The organism is Pseudomonas sp. LBUM1658, from assembly GCF_059716055.1.
The window spans coordinates 877903-896283 of the sequence record NZ_CP166798.1 but is presented as its reverse complement, the minus strand read 5'-3'; the positions used below and the strand labels follow the sequence as shown (position 1 = coordinate 896283).

Sequence of the window (18381 nt, the reverse complement as noted above, 5' to 3'; positions counted from 1 at the left end):
ACACGGTCGGCGTAGGAGCTGCCGCAGGCTGCGATCTTTTCAGAGGTAAACCCGATACTAGCCGCAAGTCACACAAAAGGAACGCTTACCGCGGCAGGTTGAAAACTTCTTTCAGATGCTGCTCGTAACGCGCCACGTCGGCCTCGATGGCTGGACGCTTCATCACGTCAACACACAGGAACGTCGGCAGACCGGTCATGCCGAGGAAGGTGTTGGCCTTGTGGAACGGGAAATACACCGCGTCCACACCCTTGGCTTCGAAGAAGTCGGTCGGGTCGTCGAAGGCTTGCTGCGGCGCATTCCAGGTCAGCGAGAGCATGTATTGCTTGCCCTGCAACAGGCCGCCGCTGCCGTATTTCTGCGAGGCATCGGAACGGGTGCGACCGTCGCTGGCGTACAGGCTGCCGTGGCCCTCGGTGAAGACTTCGTCGATGTATTTCTTGACGGTCCACGGCGCGCCCATCCACCAGCCCGGCATCTGATAAATGATTACGTCGGCCCAAAGGTATTTGGCGACTTCTTCCGCGAGGTCGTAACCCTCGTCGATGTGGGTGACTTTCACATCGACACCGCCGCGATCCAGCACGCTCAGCGCGGCGTCATGCAGCGTCGAGTTGTAGCGGCCGTCGGAGTGGGCGAATTTCTTGCCACCATTGAGCAACAGGACTTTTTTCATGGGAGGCCTCATCAGGGTCCAATCGGCAGCGCTGTGGATAAGTCGCCGGATTGAGAAGGTTAAAAAATGATGACGGCAGGGTATCGACACGGAACTGAGGGAATAAGCCAGGAACAGGCAAAATACATTTGATCTACACGCACGAATCACCAGCAGATTGTTGTCGTAGACTTCTCAACCCCAGACTTGAGGAGATCTACATGAGCGAGTTGCACGGCTTCATCCTGCACGCCCAGACCAAACCGGAAAAAGCCGAAGCCTTCGAAGTGCTGTTTCGTGCTTACGTGGAACCGAGCCGCGCCGAGCCCGGCTGCATCGAGTACCACATGCTGCGCGACCAGCAGGACCCGACTCTGTTTATCTTTTACGAAATCTGGCAATCCCAGGCGCATCTGGATGTGCATTCGAACTTGCCGCACATGAAGCAGTTCTTCGAGCAGCGCATGGATTACCTGGAACGCGATTTCGATATCCGCCGGATCGACATGCTCAGCCCGTCGTCCGCTAGCCGCTGATCAACAGGTGGCCGCCGAGTAATCCGAGGCCAATGAAAAACACTCGCTTGAACAGCACGGCACTGATTCGCTGGCGCAGCCACTGCCCCAGCAGCATGCCCAGCAACGCCGGCATCAGGGCGAGCAGCGAAGCACTCAGCTCGCCGCCGCCCAACGCCCCGCGCCAGAGCAGACCGGCGGCCAGCGCCAATGTCGAAACAGTGAACGACAGGCCCAGCGCCTGTACCAGTTCATCCTTGCTCAACCCCAGCGCCTGAAGGTACGGCACGGCCGGAATCACGAAGACTCCAGTGGCCGAGGTGATGATGCCAGTCAGCACGCCGCAGAGCGGGCCGAGCCAACTCTCGGTGCCGGGGCCCACACGCAGTGTCGGCAAGAACAAACCGCTCAACGCATACAACAGTAACGCCGCCCCCAGCGCCCGCACCACCCAATACCCACCATCGATCCCCAGCCACAACGTCCCTGCCGCGGTGCCGATAAAAATCGCCAGCAGCATCGGCCACAACCGTTTGACCAGCCCACTCAAATGCCCGCCAAAGGCCAGTTGCCAGACATTGGTCACCGTCGCCGGGATGATCAGCAGCGCCGCAGCCTGCGCCGGTAGCATAGCCAGACCGAGCAGCCCCATGGCGATGGTCGGCAAGCCGAGGCCGATTACACCTTTGATCATGCCAGCCAGCAGGAAGGTGCCGATGACCAGTAAAGACAAGGCCAGGCCGAGGTTTTGGTAGAACGCGACGAGAGTATTCATGGCGTTATCCTGAGGCCTGCCATCCATCTTGGAAATTCGCCATATACTGAGGCTGCCTCTTGCTCAGCAATAGGCTCAGGATTTTGTTGAGGCTGCCGACGCCATCGCGAGCAGGCTCGCTCCCACATTGGATTTGCAGTGTGTGCACAATTTGTACCCGGCATAAATTCCTTGTGGGAGCGAGCCTGCTCGCGATGACTTTGGTACAGGCACCTCACCTTCTCAGGCACTCACTCATGCACTTCGACCTGACCGACCTTCGGCTTTACCTGAACATTCTCGAAGCCGGCAATATCACCGCCGGCGCCGCCCGCAGCCATCTGTCGCTGGCGGCGGCCAGTGCGCGAATCCGGGCGTTGGAAGCTTCGCTGGGCACGCCTTTTCTGGAGCGTGGGCGGCGTGGCGTCAGCCCTACTCCGGCCGGCAAGGCCCTGGCGCAACATGCCCGGGTGCTGCTGCAACAGACCGAACGCATGCAGCAGGATCTGGCCGAATACGCCAAGGGCGTCAAAGGTCAGGTGCGACTGTTGTGCAACACCACAGCGATCACCGAGTACCTGCCGGAATTGCTCGCCGACTTTCTGCGCAGCCACCCCAACCTCGACATCGACCTGCAAGAATTGCCGAGCCAGCGCATCGCCCACGCCTTGCGCCAGGGCGCGGCCGATCTGGGCATTGTCTCCGACGCCGTGGACACCCACGACCTCGAAACCCTGCCCTTTCGCGACGACCCGCTGGTGCTGATCATGCCGCCCGATCATCCCCTGGCCGACGGCGGGCCACCAAGCTTCAGCGATACCTTGCTCCACGATTATGTCGGCCTGGCCGCCAACAGCGCACTGGCGGTGTACCTGGAAGAACAGGCGCTGCACACCGGCATCCGCATGCAAATCCGCATCCGCGCCGAAGGCTTCGACGGGGTAATCCGCATGGTCGCTCGCGGCGCCGCAGTGGCGATCGTGCCGCTGGCGGCGATCCAGCGCTGGACGGGCGATCAGCCGTTGAAAAGCGTCGCACTGCAGGAAGACTGGGCTCAGCGAAAGTTGCTGCTGTGCGCGCGTTCATTCGACACTCTGCCCGGTTATGCCAGGGCCTTGCTTGAGGCCTTGCTCAGCGAGTAGCGCAAGCTTGACTCGGGAATGCACCTCCCTTGTTGCTAAACCTTCGGCAGCGGATTCAGCGCTACGTTTACCTTGGGTTTTCTAAAGAAGATCCCGTAAACCAGCGTGAGAATCAGCAGGAAAGGCACACCGAATACCAGGGTCATCTTGAAGGCTTCGGTGAAGTAGGTGGTGATCATCACCGCGCCCATCAGTACCAGCCCGAGCAAGGTGCTGTAGGGGAACAGGCGCATGCGGAAGGACAGTTGTCGCTCGCCGTTGCGCTCGTGGTAACGCCGGAAGCAGTAGTGGGTCAGGAAGATCATGAACCAGGTGAAGATCGCGCCGAACATCGAGATCGCCATCATCAAGGTGAAGGAGCTTTCCGGGTACAGCACGTTAAGCAAGGTGGCCAGGGCAATGCCTGAACTCGACAGCAACAAGGCATTGAGCGGGATCCCGGTCTTGCTCAACACTCCCATGGAGTTCGGTGCATAACCGCCACGGGACAGGCTGAACATCATGCGGGTGGTGATGTACAGCTGACTGTTCATCGCCGACAACGCCGCGATCAGGATCACGAAATTCATCACCCCGGTTGCACCGGGAATGCCGATGGTCTGCATGACCGTGACGAACGGGCTCTGGGCATGGCCGGCCTGGACCCACGGCACAATCGCCAGCATCAGCGCCAGGGTCAGCAGGTAGAACACCACCAGCCGCACGATGGTCGCGCGAAAGGCCTTCTTCACCGCCCGCTCCGGGTCCTGCGCTTCACCGGCGGCCACCGCGATCATCTCCACGCTCAGGTAGCTGAAAATCGACACGATTACCGCAATCCACATCCCTTGCAGACCATTGGGAAAGAAACCGCCGTGGGCTGTGTAGTTGTGCACGCCGTAGTCCGGGTTGCCGGAACCGTACACCACGTACACCGCGAGGATGATGAAGCCGACAATCGCGCCGATCTTGATGGTCGAGAACCAGTACTCGAAGGTGCCGAAGGTCTTCACGCTGATAGCATTGAGCAGGATCAGGATGCTGGAGAACGAGAGGATCCAGATCCATTCAGGCACGTTGGCAAACCAGTACTTCATGTACATCGCCACCGCCGTCACTTCCGTGCCCACCGCCAGCACGATCGCCGCCCAATAGGCGTAGCGCACCAGGAACCCGGCCAGCGGGCTGACATAGAATTCGGCATAGGCGCCGAACGAGCCCGAGGTCGAATGGGCCACGGTCATTTCCGCCAGGCAGCCCATCAACAGCAAGGTGATGATCGCGCCAATGGCATAGCTGAGCAGTACGCTCGGCCCGGCATAACCAATGGCGTAGGCACTGCCCATGAATAGCCCGGTGCCGATCGCCCCACCGATGGCGATCATGCTCATTTGCCCCGAGGTGAGCTGGCGTCTGAGGCCGTGTTCCCGCTTGGATATGGTTTCAAAACCAGTGTCGGTCGTGGTCACTCTGGGTGCCCCCTTATTATTGTGATTGCACAGATGTTTGCGGCAGACCGGTCAGGTCACGCTGTGGCGGATCTGGAACTGCTCCTGGGACCAGATCTTCTGATCGAGAATCTCGCCGAGGATCTGCACCGCATCCCAGACTTCGGTGAAGCTGGTGTACAGCGGGGTGAAGCCGAAGCGCATGATTCGCGGCTCGCGGTAATCACCGACTACCCCACGGGCGATCAAGGCCTGGATCACCGCATAACCTTCGGGATGTTCGAAGCTGACATGGCTGCCACGCCTGGCGTGTTCCCGCGGGGTGATCAGGGTCAGCGGGTGAGCGGCGCAGCGCTGCTCGACCAGCTTGATGAACAGGTCAGTCAGGGCCAGGGACTTGCTGCGCAGGCTGGCCATGTCGGTCTGGGCAAAAATATCCAGGCCGCATTCGACCATGGCCAAGGAGGTGATCGGCTGAGTGCCGCACAAGTAGCGAGCGATGCCGCTGCTCGGCTCATAGCGCGATTCCATGGCGAATTGTCGCGAATGGCCGAACCAGCCGGACAGCGGTTGCGTCACCAGATCGCACAGCTCAGGCGAAACCCAGACGAAGGCTTGCGAACCGGGACCGCCATTGAGGTATTTGTAGGTGCAGCCAATAGCGTAGTCGGCACCGGCCTGATGCAGATCGACCGGCACCGCGCCGGCGGAATGCGCCAGGTCCCAGATGGCCAGCGCGCCACACTCGTGGCTCAGTGCGGTCAGGGCCTGCATGTCGTGCATGTACCCGGTCTTGTAGTTGACGTGGGTGAGCATGACTACCGCAGTGTCCTGGTCAATCGCTTGCGGCAGCTCTTCGGGGCTGTCGACCAGACGCAGGGAGTAACCCTGTTGCAGCATCTCTGCCAGACCTTCGGCGATGTACAGATCGGTCGGGAAGTTGCTGGTCTCGGTGACGATCACCCGCCGGGTCGGCGCCCGTGTGGCCTGCACCCGCAGGGCGGCACTGAGCACCTTGAACAGGTTGATCGAGGTGGTGTCGGTCACCACCACTTCACCGTCACCAGCACCAATCAGCCCCGCCAGTCGATTACCCAGACGCTCAGGCAGGTCGCGCCAGCCAGCACTGTTCCAACTGCGGATCAGGCCATTGCCCCATTCCTCGGCGATCACCGCCTGAGCCCGCGCCAGCGCTGCGACCGGGCGCGCACCGAGGGAGTTGCCGTCGAGATAAATCACCCCTTCGGGGAGCGCAAACTGCTGACGCAAAGGAGCCAGAGCATCCTGCGCATCAAGCGCCAGGCAAGCGATTCTTGTAGTCATTGAGTGTCCTGTTCGTTGTATGACGATCCGTCCGGGCAGAGCGTTTCAGTGCCAGGTTTCAAGCTTTATTTGCGCCTGAACGATGGGCAGATAATGAACGAAGTAATGCAGAATTTTCGTGCAAAGTGAGCAGTCATATAGTAGTTATCTCGAATAAAATTCGAATCCAACTGCAAAAATCGCGGATTTATTCAAGCCATGACTCTCGACTCGACAGACCTGCGGATCCTGCATCACCTGCAACAGGATGGCCGTATCAGCAATCAGGAATTGGCGGAGAAAGTCGCGCTGTCGCCTTCGGCCTGTTTACGCCGTTTGCGCCTGCTGGAAAGTGAGGGAATCATCACTGGTTACCGCGCGGTGCTGAACGCCGAAAAGCTGGGTATCGAGCTCGAAGCCATCGTCCATGTGTCATTGCGACAGGACGTCGAGGACTGGCACGAGACCTTCATCAAGAAGGTCCAGTTGTGGCCGGAAGTGGTCACCGCCTACGTGATTACCGGGGCGAGCAACTATGTGCTGCGGGTCCAGGCGCGCAACCTCAAGCACTTCTCGGATTTTATCGTCAACCAGCTGAACCGCACGGCGGGGGTGACCGATATCCGCTCGGAAATCGTCCTGCAGAAAATCAAGGAAAAGGAGGCGTTGCTGGATTTGGTGGTGCGAAAGTGAGGGCAGCGCCAGCAGGGAGATCGCCAAGATCGCAGCCTGCGGCAGCTCCTACAGGGGATTTGCGTACACCAGTGAGGCCGCAGGTGAACACGGTCGGCGTAGGAGCTGCCGCAGGCTGCGATCTTTTCAGCAGCAGGTGATCACCCCTGATCACCGCCACCCACCGGCAGTGTCATGCCAGTGATGTAGGACGCTTCGTCCGAGGCCAGGAACAGGATCGCCGCCGCTTGTTCATCGATCGTGCCGTAGCGCTTCATCAGCGTGCTGTCGCAGGTCTGGTCGACGATCTGCTGGTACCAGATTTTTTCCTGGGGCGTCTGCTCGGTGCTGTTGCGCGGGATGCGTCGTGGTGGGGCTTCGGTGCCGCCAGGCGCGGTGGCATTGACCCGGATTCCGCGCTCGGCGGTTTCGAATGCCAGGCACGCCGTCAGCGCATTCACCCCACCCTTGGCCGCACCGTAGGGCACGCGGTTGATGCTGCGGGTGGCAATCGAGGAGACGTTGACGATCGCCCCACTGCCCTGCTCCAGCATGTAGGGCAACGCGGCATGACAGCACCAGAGTGTCGGAAACAGCGAGCGCTGCACCTCGCTCATGATCTCGTCGGGTTTGTAATGTTCGAACGGCTTGGCCCAGATCGTCCCGCCGACGTTGTTGACCAGGATATCCAGCCGGCCGAAGCGAGCAATGGCCTCGGCCATCACCCGGCTGCACTCGGCGTATTGCTCGAGGTCGGCGGTCAGCGCCAGCACTTCGCTGCCGGCGGCCAACTCATCGCGCAACTCGAACACCAGCTCCGAACGATCGACCACCACCAGTCGCGCCCCTTCGGCCGCCATGCGTTCGGCAACCCGTCGGCCAATACCCTGGGCGGCGCCGGTGATCAATGCAACCTTGCCGGTGAAACGTGAAATGCTCATGTCAGCTCCTCAACCTTGGGATGGGATTCAGGCCGCGCTGGCGGCGAATTTCTCGTAGTAGAAGTTCGCTGGCGCAATGCCCTGTTCGGCCAGGTAACGGCTGACCCCGTCGACCATCGGCGGTGGCCCGCAGAGGTAGACGTCGACATCTCCAGCGTTGAGATGCTGTGGTTCGATATGTTGAGTGACGTAGCCCTTGAGCGGATGCCCGCTGTCCGGATTGGCGACACAGGCGCTGAAGCTGAAGTTTGGAATGCTCGCCGCGAAGGCTTGCAGGCGCTCCATCTCCACCAGGTCGTGGTCGTTGGTCACACCGTAAATCAGGTGCAACGGATGCTCGCTGCCCTGCTCGGCAATGCGTTCGAGCATTGCGGTGAAGGGCGCCAATCCGGTGCCGCCGGCCAGCAGCAACAACGGCCGACGGATTTCCCGCAGGTAGAAGGAACCCAGCGGTCCGGCCAGGTTGATCGAATCGCCAGCCAAGGCCCGCCCGGTAAGGAAGCTGCTCATCAACCCGCCCGGCACATTGCGGATCAGGAAACTGACCTCGCCGTCGCGCTGCAACGAGCTGAAAGAATAGGCGCGAGTCTGTTCGCTGCCAGGCACCTGCAGGTTGACGTATTGACCCGGCAGGAATGCCAGTTTGCTCAGGGCCTCGCCCTTGATCGACAGCGAAAGAGTGCTGTCGGAGAGCTGGCGGATCTGGCTGATGGCCGCGTTATAGCTGCTCTGCTGGGTGCGACAGACATCCGAGGACACCGGTACTCGCACCACGCAGTCGCTTTGCGCGCGCATCTGGCAGGTCAGCACATAACCCTGTGCCGCTTCATCCTCGCTGAGGGCGTCTTCGATGTATTCATCGCCCAGATCATAGCGACCGGCTTCGGCAAAGCATTTGCAGGTCCCGCAGGCGCCGTCACGGCAGTCCAGCGGAATGTTGATGCCTTGGCGATAGGCCGCGTCGGCAACGGTTTCGCCGACATCCGCGGCAATGAAGCGGGTCACCCCGTCTTCGAAATTCAATGCAATTTGATGGCTCATGGCGACGGCCTCACAGATGGTAGATGTCGATGACCTGACGGACGTAATCGTTCTTCAGGATGACTTTCTTGGCCTTGATCAGTGGGGTCTCGCCACGCACGTCGAGGGTGTAGAAACTAGTTCCGAAATAGCTGTCCACGGTCTTGTAGCGAAAGCTCAGGGTGTGCCAATTGAAACGCAGCTTGCACTGGCCATCGGCGACTTCCAGCACTTCGATATTGCTGATGTTGTGGGAGGTCCGGGTGTCCGGCACGCTGGCGCTGGAGCGCTCGGTCTTGATCCGGAAGATCCGGTCCTCGAGACCACTGCGGTTGCCGTACCAGATCAGCGAAATTTCCCGCTGCGGGTCTTCGGTGAGTTCATCGTTGTCGTCCCAGGACGGCATCCAGAAACTCGCGTCAAAGGCGTACAGCTCCAGCCAGTTGTCCCAGTCCTTGTCGTCCAGGTAGCGCGCTTCGCGGTAGAGAAAGTCGCGCACCGCGTCGTGAGAAATGCTCATCACACGGCCTCCACGGGAATGGTTTTCGACTGCTCGGCGGCCAGCGCCTTGAGCATGGTCTCCTGCCAGTACTTGTGTTGCAGCACGAACAGACCTTCGTCTTCGGTGCGCACGCCGCTGAGCAGCGGATGCAGATCGATTTCCTGTGCTGCCGCATCGGCCCCTTCGACCCAATGCATGGCGCCACGCGACATGTCGTTCCAGCCACCGCTGCCCTGATAACCGACCTGGCAGGAGCGGAACTCTTCGAGGTCATCGGGAGTGGCCATGCCACTGACGTTGAAGAAATCCTCGTACTGGCGAATGCGCTTGGAACGGGCGTCGTCGCTCTCGCCTTTAGGCGCAATGCAGTAGATGGTGATTTCGGTGCGATTCACCGAAATCGGCCGGGCGATGCGGATCTGCGAGCTGAACTGGTCCATCAGATAGACGTTGGGGTACAGGCACAGGTTGCGCGAGTTCTCGATCATCCAGTCGGCGCGAGCCTTGCCAAAGTCCTGGGCCAGCTCATCGCGACGCTCGTACAACGGACGGTCTTCCGGGTTCGCCCAACGGGTCCAGAGCAGCATGTGGCCCTTGTCGAAGGAATAGAAACCACCGCCCTGCTTGGCCCAGCTGCCGGCACTCATGGTCGGGTTGCAGTCGCCGGCCTCACGCTGTTTGCGCTGGTTCTGGGTGGCCGCATAGTTCCAGTGCACGGAACTGACGTGATAACCGTCGGCACCGTTCTCGGCGGTGAGTTTCCAGTTGCCTTCGTAGATGTAGCTGGACGAACCGCGCAGCACTTCCAGGCCATCGGCGGACTGATCGACGATCATGTCGATGATCTTCGCCGACTCGCCGAGGTGCTCGACCAGCGGCACTACGTCGGCCTTCAGGCTGCCGAACAGAAAACCGCGATAGGACTCGAACCGCGCGACCTTGGTCAGGTCATGGGAGCCTTCGCAGTTGAAGCTCGACGGGTAGCCCGCTTCGGCCGGGTCCTTGACCTTGAGCAGCTTGCCGGAGTTGTTGAAGGTCCAGCCATGGAACGGGCAGGTATAGGACGCCTTGTTGCCGGTCTTGTGCCGGCACAGCATCGCACCGCGGTGACTGCAGGCGTTGATGAAGGCATTGAGTACACCGTCCTTGTTCCGCGCGATAAAGATCGACTGGCGGCCCATGGTGGTGGTGTAGAAGTCGTTCTTGTTGGGGATCTGGCTCTCATGGGCCAGGTACAGCCAATTCCCTTCGAAGATGTGTTCCATTTCCAGATCGAACAACCGCGGGTCAGTGAACATCTCGCGCTTGCAGCGGTAGACGCCTTGATCCGGGTCTTCTTCAAGCAGTGAATTAAGGTATTCAGGTCGCAATGACATGGTCACAGCCCTCCGTTGTTATTATTCAGGCAAGGCTCATGCTAGGGAGGTGGCGCAAACGGCAATATCCGCTGAGTGCAGATCGCTATCCGTTTTCTGCACGGGGGACGGGGGGAGATTCAGAGGGGTGGCGCGATGATTCAGTGGCGACGCTTGAGGGTGTCCGACGGCAATTCGCCGAACTGCTGACGATAGCTTTGCGAGAACCGTCCCAGGTGCAGGAAGCCATAGTCCATGGCCAGCTCCGTGACGTTACGCACGTTGCATGTCTCATCGCTGAGACAGGCATGCACCCGTTCCAGCTTCTTCAGGCGAATGTAGTTGTTCGGCGTGGTTCGGGCATGGCGCTCGAACAGCGAGTACAGCGAACGCAGGCTCATGCGGGCCTGAAAGGCCAGCTCTTCACTGCCGATGTCCTGTTTCAGGTTCTGCTCGATATAGTCGACGATGTGCTCGAAGGTGGCGTCCCGCGAACTCAGGTGGCTGCGCTGGATGTTGGACTTCATCAGGCTCAGCATCTTGCTGGCGACTATCTGGGCGTAATGCTCCTGGACCTTGAGCATCGGTTCGCTCGCCTCGGCCTCCATGCAGACCATGGCCAGCAAATTGACGAATCCTTCCAGCTCACCAAGGTTGTAGCGATTCTGCGAAAAGCGCACCCCAGGCCCCGGGTACACCCAGCGCTGCTCCAGGCAGGCCGATTCCAACAGGTTGGTGGGGATTTTCAGAATGAATTTTTCGCAATCGGCGGAATAGGTCAGATCGACCGGATCATCGGGGTTGATCAGCAGCAGTTCGCCAGGCGCCAGGTAATGTTCCTGTTTATGCCCGCGCCACAGGCAATTGCCCCTGAGCAAGACTTGCAGGTGGTAGATGGTTTCCAGTGCCGGTGAGGTGACGTGAACGCTGCCGCCATAGCTGATGCGGCACAGGTCGAGGCTGGCAAATTTGCGGTGATTGAGGCTGGCCTGCGGGCTTGACGCCTTGGGCAGGTGGATGCAATGCACGCCGACATGTTGATTGACGTAACCGGACACCGCATAGGGGTCGGCACGTTCAAACACCAGACTGCGCTCGCTCAGCAGACTTTCCATAACCGGTCACTCTTATTGTTCTATGCCGTGATTCTAAGCCGTTCGGTAGCATAAATAATGCCGCGAGATAAACGGTCGGTTATCTCGCGGCGGCTGCGCGGCAGGGCTGTCAGTCTTCCAGGGCGCGGACTCGCTCCATACGCTTCTGTTCCACCGGGGCAACGGCAGGCTGCAAGGTGAAGTCGAAGTCGATCTGCGCGAAACGCCCTTCGACACCCAGCTCGCGGGCCATTTCCTGGTCCTCGCTGAAACGGATATCGGCGATCAGCTCATCACGGGTCGCGTAGGCGAAATCGTCGTGCAGGTACGGATCACCCGCCAGGTTGATCTGCGTGGTCAGGTGACGATGACCAGGCGCCGAGATGAAGAAGTGGATATGCGCCGGGCGCTGGCCGTGGCGACCCAACTGATCCAGCAGTTGCTGGGTCGGGCCAGTCGGTGGGCAACCGTAGCCGGACGGCACGATGCTGCGGAAGCGGTAACGACCCTGCTCGTCGGTCTCGATACGTCGGCGCAGGTTGAATTCCGACTGCGAGCCATCGAAGTAGGAGTAAGTACCGCCGGTGTTGGCCTGCCATACGTCGACGATAGCGCCGGCCAGCGGTTTGCCTTCGGTATCGCGGACCTGGCCTTGCATGAACAACACCACGCCCGGATCGAGACCGTCATCCAGTCGCGCTTCGTGTTTCGACAGCGGCGCGCCGGCAACATACAGCGGCCCTTCGATGGTCCGTGGCGTACCACCGGCCTTGCCGGCCTGCTCGTCCTCGGCATCCATCAGCAGGTCCAGGTAATGCTCGAGGCCTAAACCTGCCACCAGCAATCCGGCTTCCTGGTTTTTGCCCAGTTCATTGAGGTAGTTGACCGCTTTCCAGAACTCTTCCGGGGTCACTTCCAGGTCTTCGATGATGTTCACCGAATCGCGCAGGATCCGGTAGATCAGCGCTTTAGTCCGAGGATTGCCGCCATCGTTGAAGTTGCCACTGACTTCTTCGAGAAACTTCTGGGCGCTGGCAGTGTGGGAAATTCTGACTGACATGATTCATTCCTCATCTTGTATTTATTAGGTTAGAGCACAAAGGTCACAGGACTCAGCGATCGTCTTCGCGAATCGACGAAGGATGCCGGCACAGTGCATTCACTTCGATGGCCATGTACGGATAGAGCGGCAGTTGCATCAGCAGGTCATGCAGCTCCTGCACGCTGTCGACGTCAAATACGCTGTAGTTGGCGTAGAGACCGGCGATCCGCCACAGGTGCCGCCATTTGCCTTGCTCTTGCAGTCGTTGGGCCAGGGCCTTTTCGTCGGCCTTGAGCTGCGCGGCGCGCTCTGGATTCATGTCGACCGGCAGGTTCACGGTCATTTTTACGTGGAACAACATGGCAATATGTCCTCAGGCGTGAGAAGTGGTCAGGGAAGACTTGTCGCGGCGGAAGAACGCCAGGCGCTCCTCGTCAATGCTCAGGCCCAGGCCCGGCTCGTTCGACACGTGCAGTTGGAAATCGCGGTACACCAACGGTGTGGCCAGGATGTCTTCGGTCAGCAGCAGCGGGCCGAACAGCTCGGTGTCCCACGCCAGCTTGGCCAGGGTCAGAAAGGCATGGGCCGAGGCCAGCGTGCCGATCCCGCCTTCGAGCATGGTGCCGCCGTACAGGCCGATCCCCGCAGCTTCGGCAATCGCCGCGGTACGCAATACCGCGCGCGGGCCACCGTTCTTGGCGATTTTCAGGGCAAACACCGAGGCCGCGCCTTCGCGGGCCAGGTTGAAGGCGTCTTCGACACATTCGATGGATTCGTCGGCCATGATCGGCGCCGGGCTGGACAGGTTGAGCCGGGCCATCCCGCTACGGTTGTTGCGCGAGATCGGCTGCTCGATCAGATCGATACCGTTGTCGCCCAGGATCTGGCAGGCGCGCAGGGCGACGGCTTCATCCCAGGCCTGGTTGACATCAACCCGCACGCTGGCGCGATCACCCAGGGCCTTTTTGATGGCGATGACATGGGCCAGGTCCTGATTCACTTCGCCAGCGCCGATCTTCAGCTTGAAGATCCGGTGGCGGCGCAGATCGAGCATCTGTTCGGCTTCGGCGATGTCTTTCTCTGTGTTGCCGCTGGCCAGGGTCCAGGCCACCGGCAGGGCATCACGGACCCGACCACCGAGCAACTCGCTGACTGGCAGGCCAAGGCGTTTGCCCTGGGCATCGAGCAAGGCGGTTTCGATACCGGATTTGGCGAAGGTGTTGCCACGGATGCTGCGCTCAAGTCGCAGCATGGCGGCGTTGATGTTGCAGGCATCCTGACCGATCAGCAGCGGTGCGAAGTGGCGATCGATGTTGGTCTTGATGCTGTCGGGGCTTTCATTGCCATAGCTCAGGCCACCGATGGTGGTGGACTCACCGATACCTTCGATACCGTCGGCGCAACGCACACGAATGATTACCAGGGTCTGGTTCTGCATGGTGTGCATCGCCAGCTTGTGCGGGCGGATGGTCGGAAGATCGACGATGATCGTCTCGATCGATTCAATGGCGCTAGCGTGCATGTCGATACCCGTCAGGTTCTTTGCTTGTTTCCCCCGATTCTGGTCGCCATTGTTTGTAGGTTCCAATATAGAATTGGTCTCGATCCATACCCTGAGGGTATGCAGCGTACCGAACCATTGTCTTTGAGGAGTCTCCATGGAGCTTCGCCATCTGCGTTATTTCCAGGTTCTGGGGGAGACCCTCAACTTCACCCGCGCCGCCGAGCGTCTGCATATCGCCCAGCCGCCTCTCAGCCGGCAGATTCAGCAGCTGGAAGACGAGTTGGGCGTGGTGCTGCTGGAGCGCGGTCGGCCGCTGCGATTGACCGAAGCCGGGCGTTTTTTTTATGAACATTCCAAGGTCCTGCTCGAGCAACTGGGCAAAGTCTGTGACAACACCCGTCGCATCGGGTTGGGCGAGAAGACCTGGCTGGGCATCGGCTTTGCCCCTTCGACCTTGTATGGCATGTTACCGGAGCTGATTCGTCGGCTGCGCAACAACGACGCCCTGGAGCTGGAACTGGGCCTGTCGGAAATGACCACCCTGCAACAGGTCCAGGCACTCAAGGCCGGCAGGATTGACGTCGGCTTCGGCCGCATCCGCATCGACGATCCGGCGATTTCGCAGCGGGTACTGATCGAGGATCGACTGGTTGCAGTCCTGCCCGCCGGTCACCCGTTGCTGGCCGGGCCGACGACTCTTGCCGAACTGGCCAAGGAGCCTTTCGTGCTCTATCCGGGAAACCCCCGACCGAGCTACGCCGACCATGTGATCGCGCTGTTCGATGCTCACGGGCTGAGTATCAAGGTATCGCAGTGGACCAATGAGCTGCAGACCGCCATCGGCCTGGTCGCGGCCGGCATGGGCACCACGCTGGTGCCGGCTTCGGTCCAGGTGCTGCACCGCGCCGATATCGGCTATACCCCGTTGATCGAGGCCACCGCCACCTCGCCGATCATTCTCAGTCGCCGGGTCGCGGACCAGTCGCCGGGGCTCAATCATTGCCTGCAGTTGATTGAAGAATTGCTCTAGAGCTGCATGCGCCGGGCCTCGTGACGCTGCACGGTCATGCTCGGTGACTCGTCGAACAACTTGCGGTACTCGGCGGAAAACCGACCAAGGTGGGTGAAGCCCCAGCCCATGGCGATCTCGGAGATATTGCGCGCCGAGCCGTGCTCAAGAATGTCCTGACGCACGGCGTTCAAGCGGTATTTTTTCAGGTAGACCATCGGCGACAGGGCGAAGTACTTCTTGAACGCCTCGAACAGCTTGAAACGCGAGACGCCGGCAGCAGCTTCGATGTCTTCCAGATGCAGCGCTTCCCGGGCGTTGTCGTGAATGTACTGCTTGGCCCTGATCAGGTAGTGCGGCAGCTTCACCCCCAACACATCCCGCAGCTCTTCGGAGTAGTTGTTCGGCTGGGCGAGGATCAAGCCTTTGATCAATGAGCTTTCGATGTCCCGTGTGAAGGCGACCTGCTCATAGAGTTCACTGCTGCGTTCCAGCTCGGCGATGAAATAACGCGCCATGCGCCACCACGAGGCCGAGGCGCCATCGACCGCATCCATCACCGGCTCAAAACGCAGCGGCGCATCCAGCGGTCGCTGCAGCATGCCTTCCAGGGACTCGCTCATGGCGGCGCGGGTGATCACCACCTGGACTTTGCGACAGTCGCCGGAAATCGCCAGCATCTGGCTCTCGTTCGGGGAAATGATCACCCCTTGATCGCGATTGGATTTCAACAGCGTGCCGTTCTTGCTCAACTCCTGCTCACCCACCAGCGGCAGGCTCAGGCTGTAGCTGCTGAAGTGCTCGGCGTCTTCGATGTCGACGGTGACATCGGTACCGTATTCGATAGTGCCCAGGGTCGTGGCCATGGACTTGAACACATTGGCGCTGTGATGGAAGCGGATCCGCTCGGGGGTCGAGGTTTGCAGTCGGTGCGGCCCGCAGATGCCGGACATCCAGCTCCGCGCACCCTCGAGGTCATAGCGATCGATACGAATGTCGCGAAACTGCGGATCAGCGTTGCTACTCATCACGGCGCACCCACGGCAATATTTTTTTAGCGCGCTCTAACGGCACGCATCAGGCTTGAAAAGAGCAAGTTCCAAGCCACAAACCGGCGGTGCCAACCCAGTGGATAGCAATCATCGACTAAGCGGATAACGCGGCTGGTTTGAAGCTGGGGTACGCCATCGGCGCCCCGCAAAACAGTACCTGATTGCTGCAAACAGGGGCAGCCGTTTATCGCTTGGTGCAAGGGCTTGAGTAGTAGCTGCTCAGTTCGGTGCACGGGGGTGTTACCCGGCGCGCGCGAGATCGCCAAGATCGCAGCCTGCGGCAGCTCCTACGCCGACCGAGTACACCCGTGAATGGGCAGAAACACGCGACCCCGTAGGAGCTGCCGCAGGCTGCGATCTTTTGGGGCCACCCCATTGCTCGACTGACCAGCCGCCGAACTTTATGGACTGCCTTCGCCGATTAACCGGATAGACCCCTGCCCGCCCGAATCTCTCTAATGAGCGCACCGATTGGCCTGAATAAAAAAAGGTACACACCCATGAGTGGCGCAAAAAACGTCGAGCAGTGGAAAGCGTTTATTGAAGGCTGCCTGGACTTCCGTCCGGCAGACGGCGTGTTCCGGATTGCCCGTGACATCTTCACCGAGCCGCAGTTGTTCGATCTGGAGATGGAGCTGATCTTCGAGAAGAACTGGATCTACGCTTGCCATGAAAGCGAGCTGGCCAACAATCACGACTTCATCACTATGCGTGCCGGGCGCCAGCCGATGATCATTACCCGTGACGGCGACGGACAGCTCAACGCCTTGATCAATGCCTGCCAGCATCGCGGCACGACCCTGACCCGGGTCGGCAAGGGCAATCAGTCGACCTTCACCTGCCCGTTCCACGCCTGGTGCTACAAAAGCGACGGTCGCCTGGTCAAGGTCAAGGCGCCCGGCGAATACCCGGAAGGTTTCGACAAGGCCACTCGCGGCCTGAAGAAGGCGCGCATCGAGAGTTACAAGGGTTTTGTGTTCATCAGCCTGGATGTGCACGGCGCTAACAGCCTCGAAGACTTCCTCGGCGATGCCAAAGTGTTCTTCGACATGATGGTCGCGCAGTCGCCTACTGGTGAGCTGGAAGTGCTGCCCGGCAAATCGGCCTACACCTACGACGGCAACTGGAAACTGCAGAACGAAAACGGCCTCGATGGCTATCACGTCAGCACCGTTCACTATAACTACGTGGCCACCGTGCAGCACCGCCAACAGGTCAACAGCGAGAACGGCACCAGCAGCGGCACCACCCTGGACTACAGCAAACTCGGTGCCGGCGACGCCAACACCGATGACGGCTGGTTCGCCTTCGACAATGGCCACAGCCTGCTGTTCAGCGACATGCCGAACCCGGCAGTGCGCTCCGGATACGCCACGATCATGCCGCGGCTGATCGAAGAACATGGCCAGCAAAAGGCTGAATGGATGATGCATCGCCTGCGCAATTTGAACATTTATCCCAGCCTGTTTTTCCTCGATCAGATCAGCTCGCAGCTGCGCATCATTCGCCCGGTGGCCTGGAACAAGACCGAAATCATCAGCCAGTGCCTCGGGGTTAAAGGCGAGTCGGACGCCGACCGCGAGAACCGGATTCGGCAGTTCGAAGACTTCTTCAACGTGTCCGGGCTCGGCACCCCGGATGACCTGGTGGAATTCCGTGAAGCCCAGCGTGGTTTCCAGGCTCGCCTGGAGCGCTGGAGCGATATTTCCCGCGGCAGCCATCAATGGGCTACCGGCGCCACGCCCAACAGCGAGTCGATTGGCATCATGCCGGCGATGACCGGCACCGAATTCACCCACGAGGGGCTTTATGTCAACCAGCACAGCAACTGGCAGAGGTTTCTGCTCGATGGCCTGGAAGCGAAATCCCTGAAGCTGCGTGAGGTGTGAAAATGAATGCGCAATTGCAGTACCAGATCGAACAGTTTTTCTATCGCAAATCCGAGTTGTGCGACGCCCAGGACTGGGACGCCTACATCCAGCTGTTCGACGAGAATAGCGAGTTCCACCTGCCGCAATGGGACTCGGAGCACGTCTACACCCAGGATCCCAAGCGCGAGATGTCGCTGATCTATTACCCGAACCGTTCGGGCCTGGAAGACCGGGTGTTCCGCCTGCGCACCGGCAAGGCCGCCTCGGCGACTCCGATGCCGCGCACGCTGCACCTGGTCAATAACCTGCGCATCGGCGAACTCGAGGGTGGTGAGCTGGAGGTGCGGCTGAACTGGCACACGCTGTTCTATCGCCTGGCCACTTCCGAGCAGTTCTACGGCCGCGCGACCTATCGCCTCAAGCCCCACGCAGACAGCTGGCTGATCACCCGCAAGCATGTGCTGCTGCTCAACGACACCATCAACTCGGTGCTCGATTTCTACCACCTCTGAATCCATGGAGAC

Annotated in this window: 19 protein-coding genes; 6 read left to right on the top strand and 13 right to left on the bottom strand. The window is 60.0% G+C overall.

Annotation, left to right across the window (positions count from 1 at the left end; all coding sequences use genetic code 11):
• Positions 1-85: 85 nt before the first annotated feature.
• Entirely contained in the window at positions 86-676 is a 591-nt protein-coding gene (gene mdaB / locus ACA064_RS04085) for an NADPH:quinone oxidoreductase MdaB (protein ID WP_497672234.1), read from the bottom strand.
• 200 nt (positions 677-876) lie between these two features.
• On the opposite strand from mdaB, the gene ACA064_RS04080 reads away from it, so the two are divergent.
• Positions 877-1191, top strand: coding sequence for a putative quinol monooxygenase (locus ACA064_RS04080; RefSeq protein ID WP_497672233.1), 315 nt, complete (start codon positions 877-879; stop codon positions 1189-1191).
• On the opposite strand, the gene ACA064_RS04075 is transcribed toward ACA064_RS04080, so the two are convergent.
• Positions 1181-1945 (bottom strand): sulfite exporter TauE/SafE family protein, encoded by a 765-nt coding sequence (locus tag ACA064_RS04075; protein WP_497672232.1) that lies wholly within the window; start codon positions 1943-1945, stop codon positions 1181-1183. The genes ACA064_RS04080 and ACA064_RS04075 overlap by 11 nt on opposite strands.
• Positions 1946-2181: 236 nt before the next feature.
• Here ACA064_RS04075 and ACA064_RS04070 point away from each other — a divergent pair, with 236 nt between their 5' ends.
• Positions 2182-3066: a LysR substrate-binding domain-containing protein gene (locus ACA064_RS04070; protein ID WP_497672231.1), complete on the top strand. Its 885-nt coding sequence runs from the start codon at positions 2182-2184 to the stop codon at positions 3064-3066.
• Positions 3067-3101: 35 nt separating this feature from the next.
• On the opposite strand, the gene ACA064_RS04065 is transcribed toward ACA064_RS04070, so the two are convergent.
• Positions 3102-4514, bottom strand: coding sequence for an amino acid permease (locus tag ACA064_RS04065; protein ID WP_497672230.1), 1413 nt, complete (start codon positions 4512-4514; stop codon positions 3102-3104).
• A gap of 51 nt (positions 4515-4565) precedes the next feature.
• On the bottom strand, positions 4566-5816 hold the full coding sequence (gene kynU / locus ACA064_RS04060) for a kynureninase (RefSeq protein WP_497672229.1): 1251 nt from the start codon (positions 5814-5816) through the stop codon (positions 4566-4568).
• A 198-nt stretch (positions 5817-6014) separates the two neighbouring features.
• Here kynU and ACA064_RS04055 point away from each other — a divergent pair, with 198 nt between their 5' ends.
• Entirely contained in the window at positions 6015-6488 is a 474-nt protein-coding gene (locus ACA064_RS04055; RefSeq protein WP_150642429.1) for an Lrp/AsnC family transcriptional regulator, read from the top strand.
• Between the two features lie 140 nt (positions 6489-6628).
• On the opposite strand, the gene ACA064_RS04050 is transcribed toward ACA064_RS04055, so the two are convergent.
• The 8 genes from ACA064_RS04050 to ACA064_RS04015 all read right to left on the bottom strand — a co-directional run bounded on the left by ACA064_RS04050 (position 6629) and on the right by ACA064_RS04015 (position 13943).
• The gene (locus tag ACA064_RS04050) at positions 6629-7408 is read right to left on the bottom strand and encodes a 1,6-dihydroxycyclohexa-2,4-diene-1-carboxylate dehydrogenase (protein ID WP_497672228.1); all 780 of its coding nucleotides are present in this window, start codon (positions 7406-7408) and stop codon (positions 6629-6631) included.
• Positions 7409-7435: 27 nt separating this feature from the next.
• The gene (gene benC, locus ACA064_RS04045; protein ID WP_497672227.1) at positions 7436-8449 is read right to left on the bottom strand and encodes a benzoate 1,2-dioxygenase electron transfer component BenC; all 1014 of its coding nucleotides are present in this window, start codon (positions 8447-8449) and stop codon (positions 7436-7438) included.
• A gap of 10 nt (positions 8450-8459) precedes the next feature.
• On the bottom strand, positions 8460-8948 hold the full coding sequence (gene benB / locus ACA064_RS04040; RefSeq protein ID WP_497672226.1) for a benzoate 1,2-dioxygenase small subunit: 489 nt from the start codon (positions 8946-8948) through the stop codon (positions 8460-8462).
• Positions 8948-10306: a benzoate 1,2-dioxygenase large subunit gene (gene benA, locus ACA064_RS04035; RefSeq protein ID WP_497672225.1), complete on the bottom strand. Its 1359-nt coding sequence runs from the start codon at positions 10304-10306 to the stop codon at positions 8948-8950. Before benA ends, benB begins: the two co-directional genes overlap by 1 nt.
• A 140-nt stretch (positions 10307-10446) precedes the next feature.
• Positions 10447-11400, bottom strand: a complete 954-nt coding sequence (locus tag ACA064_RS04030) for an AraC family transcriptional regulator (RefSeq protein ID WP_497672224.1) — start codon at positions 11398-11400, stop codon at positions 10447-10449.
• A gap of 109 nt (positions 11401-11509) precedes the next feature.
• Positions 11510-12439, bottom strand: coding sequence for a catechol 1,2-dioxygenase (gene catA / locus ACA064_RS04025; RefSeq protein WP_497672223.1), 930 nt, complete (start codon positions 12437-12439; stop codon positions 11510-11512).
• Positions 12440-12491: 52 nt separating this feature from the next.
• Entirely contained in the window at positions 12492-12782 is a 291-nt protein-coding gene (gene catC, locus ACA064_RS04020) for a muconolactone Delta-isomerase (RefSeq protein WP_007936026.1), read from the bottom strand.
• Positions 12783-12794: 12 nt separating this feature from the next.
• Positions 12795-13943: a muconate cycloisomerase family protein gene (locus ACA064_RS04015; RefSeq protein WP_497672222.1), complete on the bottom strand. Its 1149-nt coding sequence runs from the start codon at positions 13941-13943 to the stop codon at positions 12795-12797.
• A 136-nt stretch (positions 13944-14079) separates the two neighbouring features.
• On the opposite strand from ACA064_RS04015, the gene ACA064_RS04010 reads away from it, so the two are divergent.
• Positions 14080-14955 (top strand): LysR family transcriptional regulator, encoded by an 876-nt coding sequence (locus ACA064_RS04010; protein ID WP_497672221.1) that lies wholly within the window; start codon positions 14080-14082, stop codon positions 14953-14955.
• Here the strand turns inward: ACA064_RS04010 and ACA064_RS04005 are convergent.
• Positions 14952-15962 carry an AraC family transcriptional regulator gene (locus tag ACA064_RS04005; protein ID WP_497672220.1) on the bottom strand — a complete coding sequence of 337 codons (1011 nt, stop codon included), beginning with the start codon at positions 15960-15962 and terminating at the stop codon, positions 14952-14954. The two genes, ACA064_RS04010 and ACA064_RS04005, sit on opposite strands and share 4 nt — an antisense overlap.
• Before the next feature lie 524 nt (positions 15963-16486).
• Here ACA064_RS04005 and antA point away from each other — a divergent pair.
• Complete coding sequence (gene antA, locus ACA064_RS04000) at positions 16487-17875, top strand: anthranilate 1,2-dioxygenase large subunit (RefSeq protein ID WP_497672219.1); 1389 nt, start codon at positions 16487-16489, stop codon at positions 17873-17875.
• A gap of 2 nt (positions 17876-17877) precedes the next feature.
• Positions 17878-18369, top strand: a complete 492-nt coding sequence (antB, locus tag ACA064_RS03995; protein WP_497672218.1) for an anthranilate 1,2-dioxygenase small subunit — start codon at positions 17878-17880, stop codon at positions 18367-18369.
• Positions 18370-18381: the final 12 nt, after the last annotated feature.

Excerpts from the sequence above, each read along its gene's own strand:
- mdaB (WP_497672234.1), bottom strand. The coding sequence starts at position 676 with ATGAAAAAAGTCCTGTTGCTCAATGGTGGCAAGAAATTCGCCCACTCC.
- ACA064_RS04080 (WP_497672233.1), top strand. The coding sequence starts at position 877 with ATGAGCGAGTTGCACGGCTTCATCCTGCACGCCCAGACCAAACCGGAA.
- ACA064_RS04075 (WP_497672232.1), bottom strand. The coding sequence starts at position 1,945 with ATGAATACTCTCGTCGCGTTCTACCAAAACCTCGGCCTGGCCTTGTCT.
- ACA064_RS04070 (WP_497672231.1), top strand. The coding sequence starts at position 2,182 with ATGCACTTCGACCTGACCGACCTTCGGCTTTACCTGAACATTCTCGAA.
- kynU (WP_497672229.1), bottom strand. The coding sequence starts at position 5,816 with ATGACTACAAGAATCGCTTGCCTGGCGCTTGATGCGCAGGATGCTCTG.
- ACA064_RS04055 (WP_150642429.1), top strand. The coding sequence starts at position 6,015 with ATGACTCTCGACTCGACAGACCTGCGGATCCTGCATCACCTGCAACAG.
- ACA064_RS04050 (WP_497672228.1), bottom strand. The coding sequence starts at position 7,408 with ATGAGCATTTCACGTTTCACCGGCAAGGTTGCATTGATCACCGGCGCC.
- benC (WP_497672227.1), bottom strand. The coding sequence starts at position 8,449 with ATGAGCCATCAAATTGCATTGAATTTCGAAGACGGGGTGACCCGCTTC.
- benB (WP_497672226.1), bottom strand. The coding sequence starts at position 8,948 with ATGAGCATTTCTCACGACGCGGTGCGCGACTTTCTCTACCGCGAAGCG.
- benA (WP_497672225.1), bottom strand. The coding sequence starts at position 10,306 with ATGTCATTGCGACCTGAATACCTTAATTCACTGCTTGAAGAAGACCCG.
- ACA064_RS04030 (WP_497672224.1), bottom strand. The coding sequence starts at position 11,400 with ATGGAAAGTCTGCTGAGCGAGCGCAGTCTGGTGTTTGAACGTGCCGAC.
- catA (WP_497672223.1), bottom strand. The coding sequence starts at position 12,439 with ATGTCAGTCAGAATTTCCCACACTGCCAGCGCCCAGAAGTTTCTCGAA.
- catC (WP_007936026.1), bottom strand. The coding sequence starts at position 12,782 with ATGTTGTTCCACGTAAAAATGACCGTGAACCTGCCGGTCGACATGAAT.
- ACA064_RS04015 (WP_497672222.1), bottom strand. The coding sequence starts at position 13,943 with ATGCACGCTAGCGCCATTGAATCGATCGAGACGATCATCGTCGATCTT.
- ACA064_RS04010 (WP_497672221.1), top strand. The coding sequence starts at position 14,080 with ATGGAGCTTCGCCATCTGCGTTATTTCCAGGTTCTGGGGGAGACCCTC.
- ACA064_RS04005 (WP_497672220.1), bottom strand. The coding sequence starts at position 15,962 with ATGAGTAGCAACGCTGATCCGCAGTTTCGCGACATTCGTATCGATCGC.
- antA (WP_497672219.1), top strand. The coding sequence starts at position 16,487 with ATGAGTGGCGCAAAAAACGTCGAGCAGTGGAAAGCGTTTATTGAAGGC.
- antB (WP_497672218.1), top strand. The coding sequence starts at position 17,878 with ATGAATGCGCAATTGCAGTACCAGATCGAACAGTTTTTCTATCGCAAA.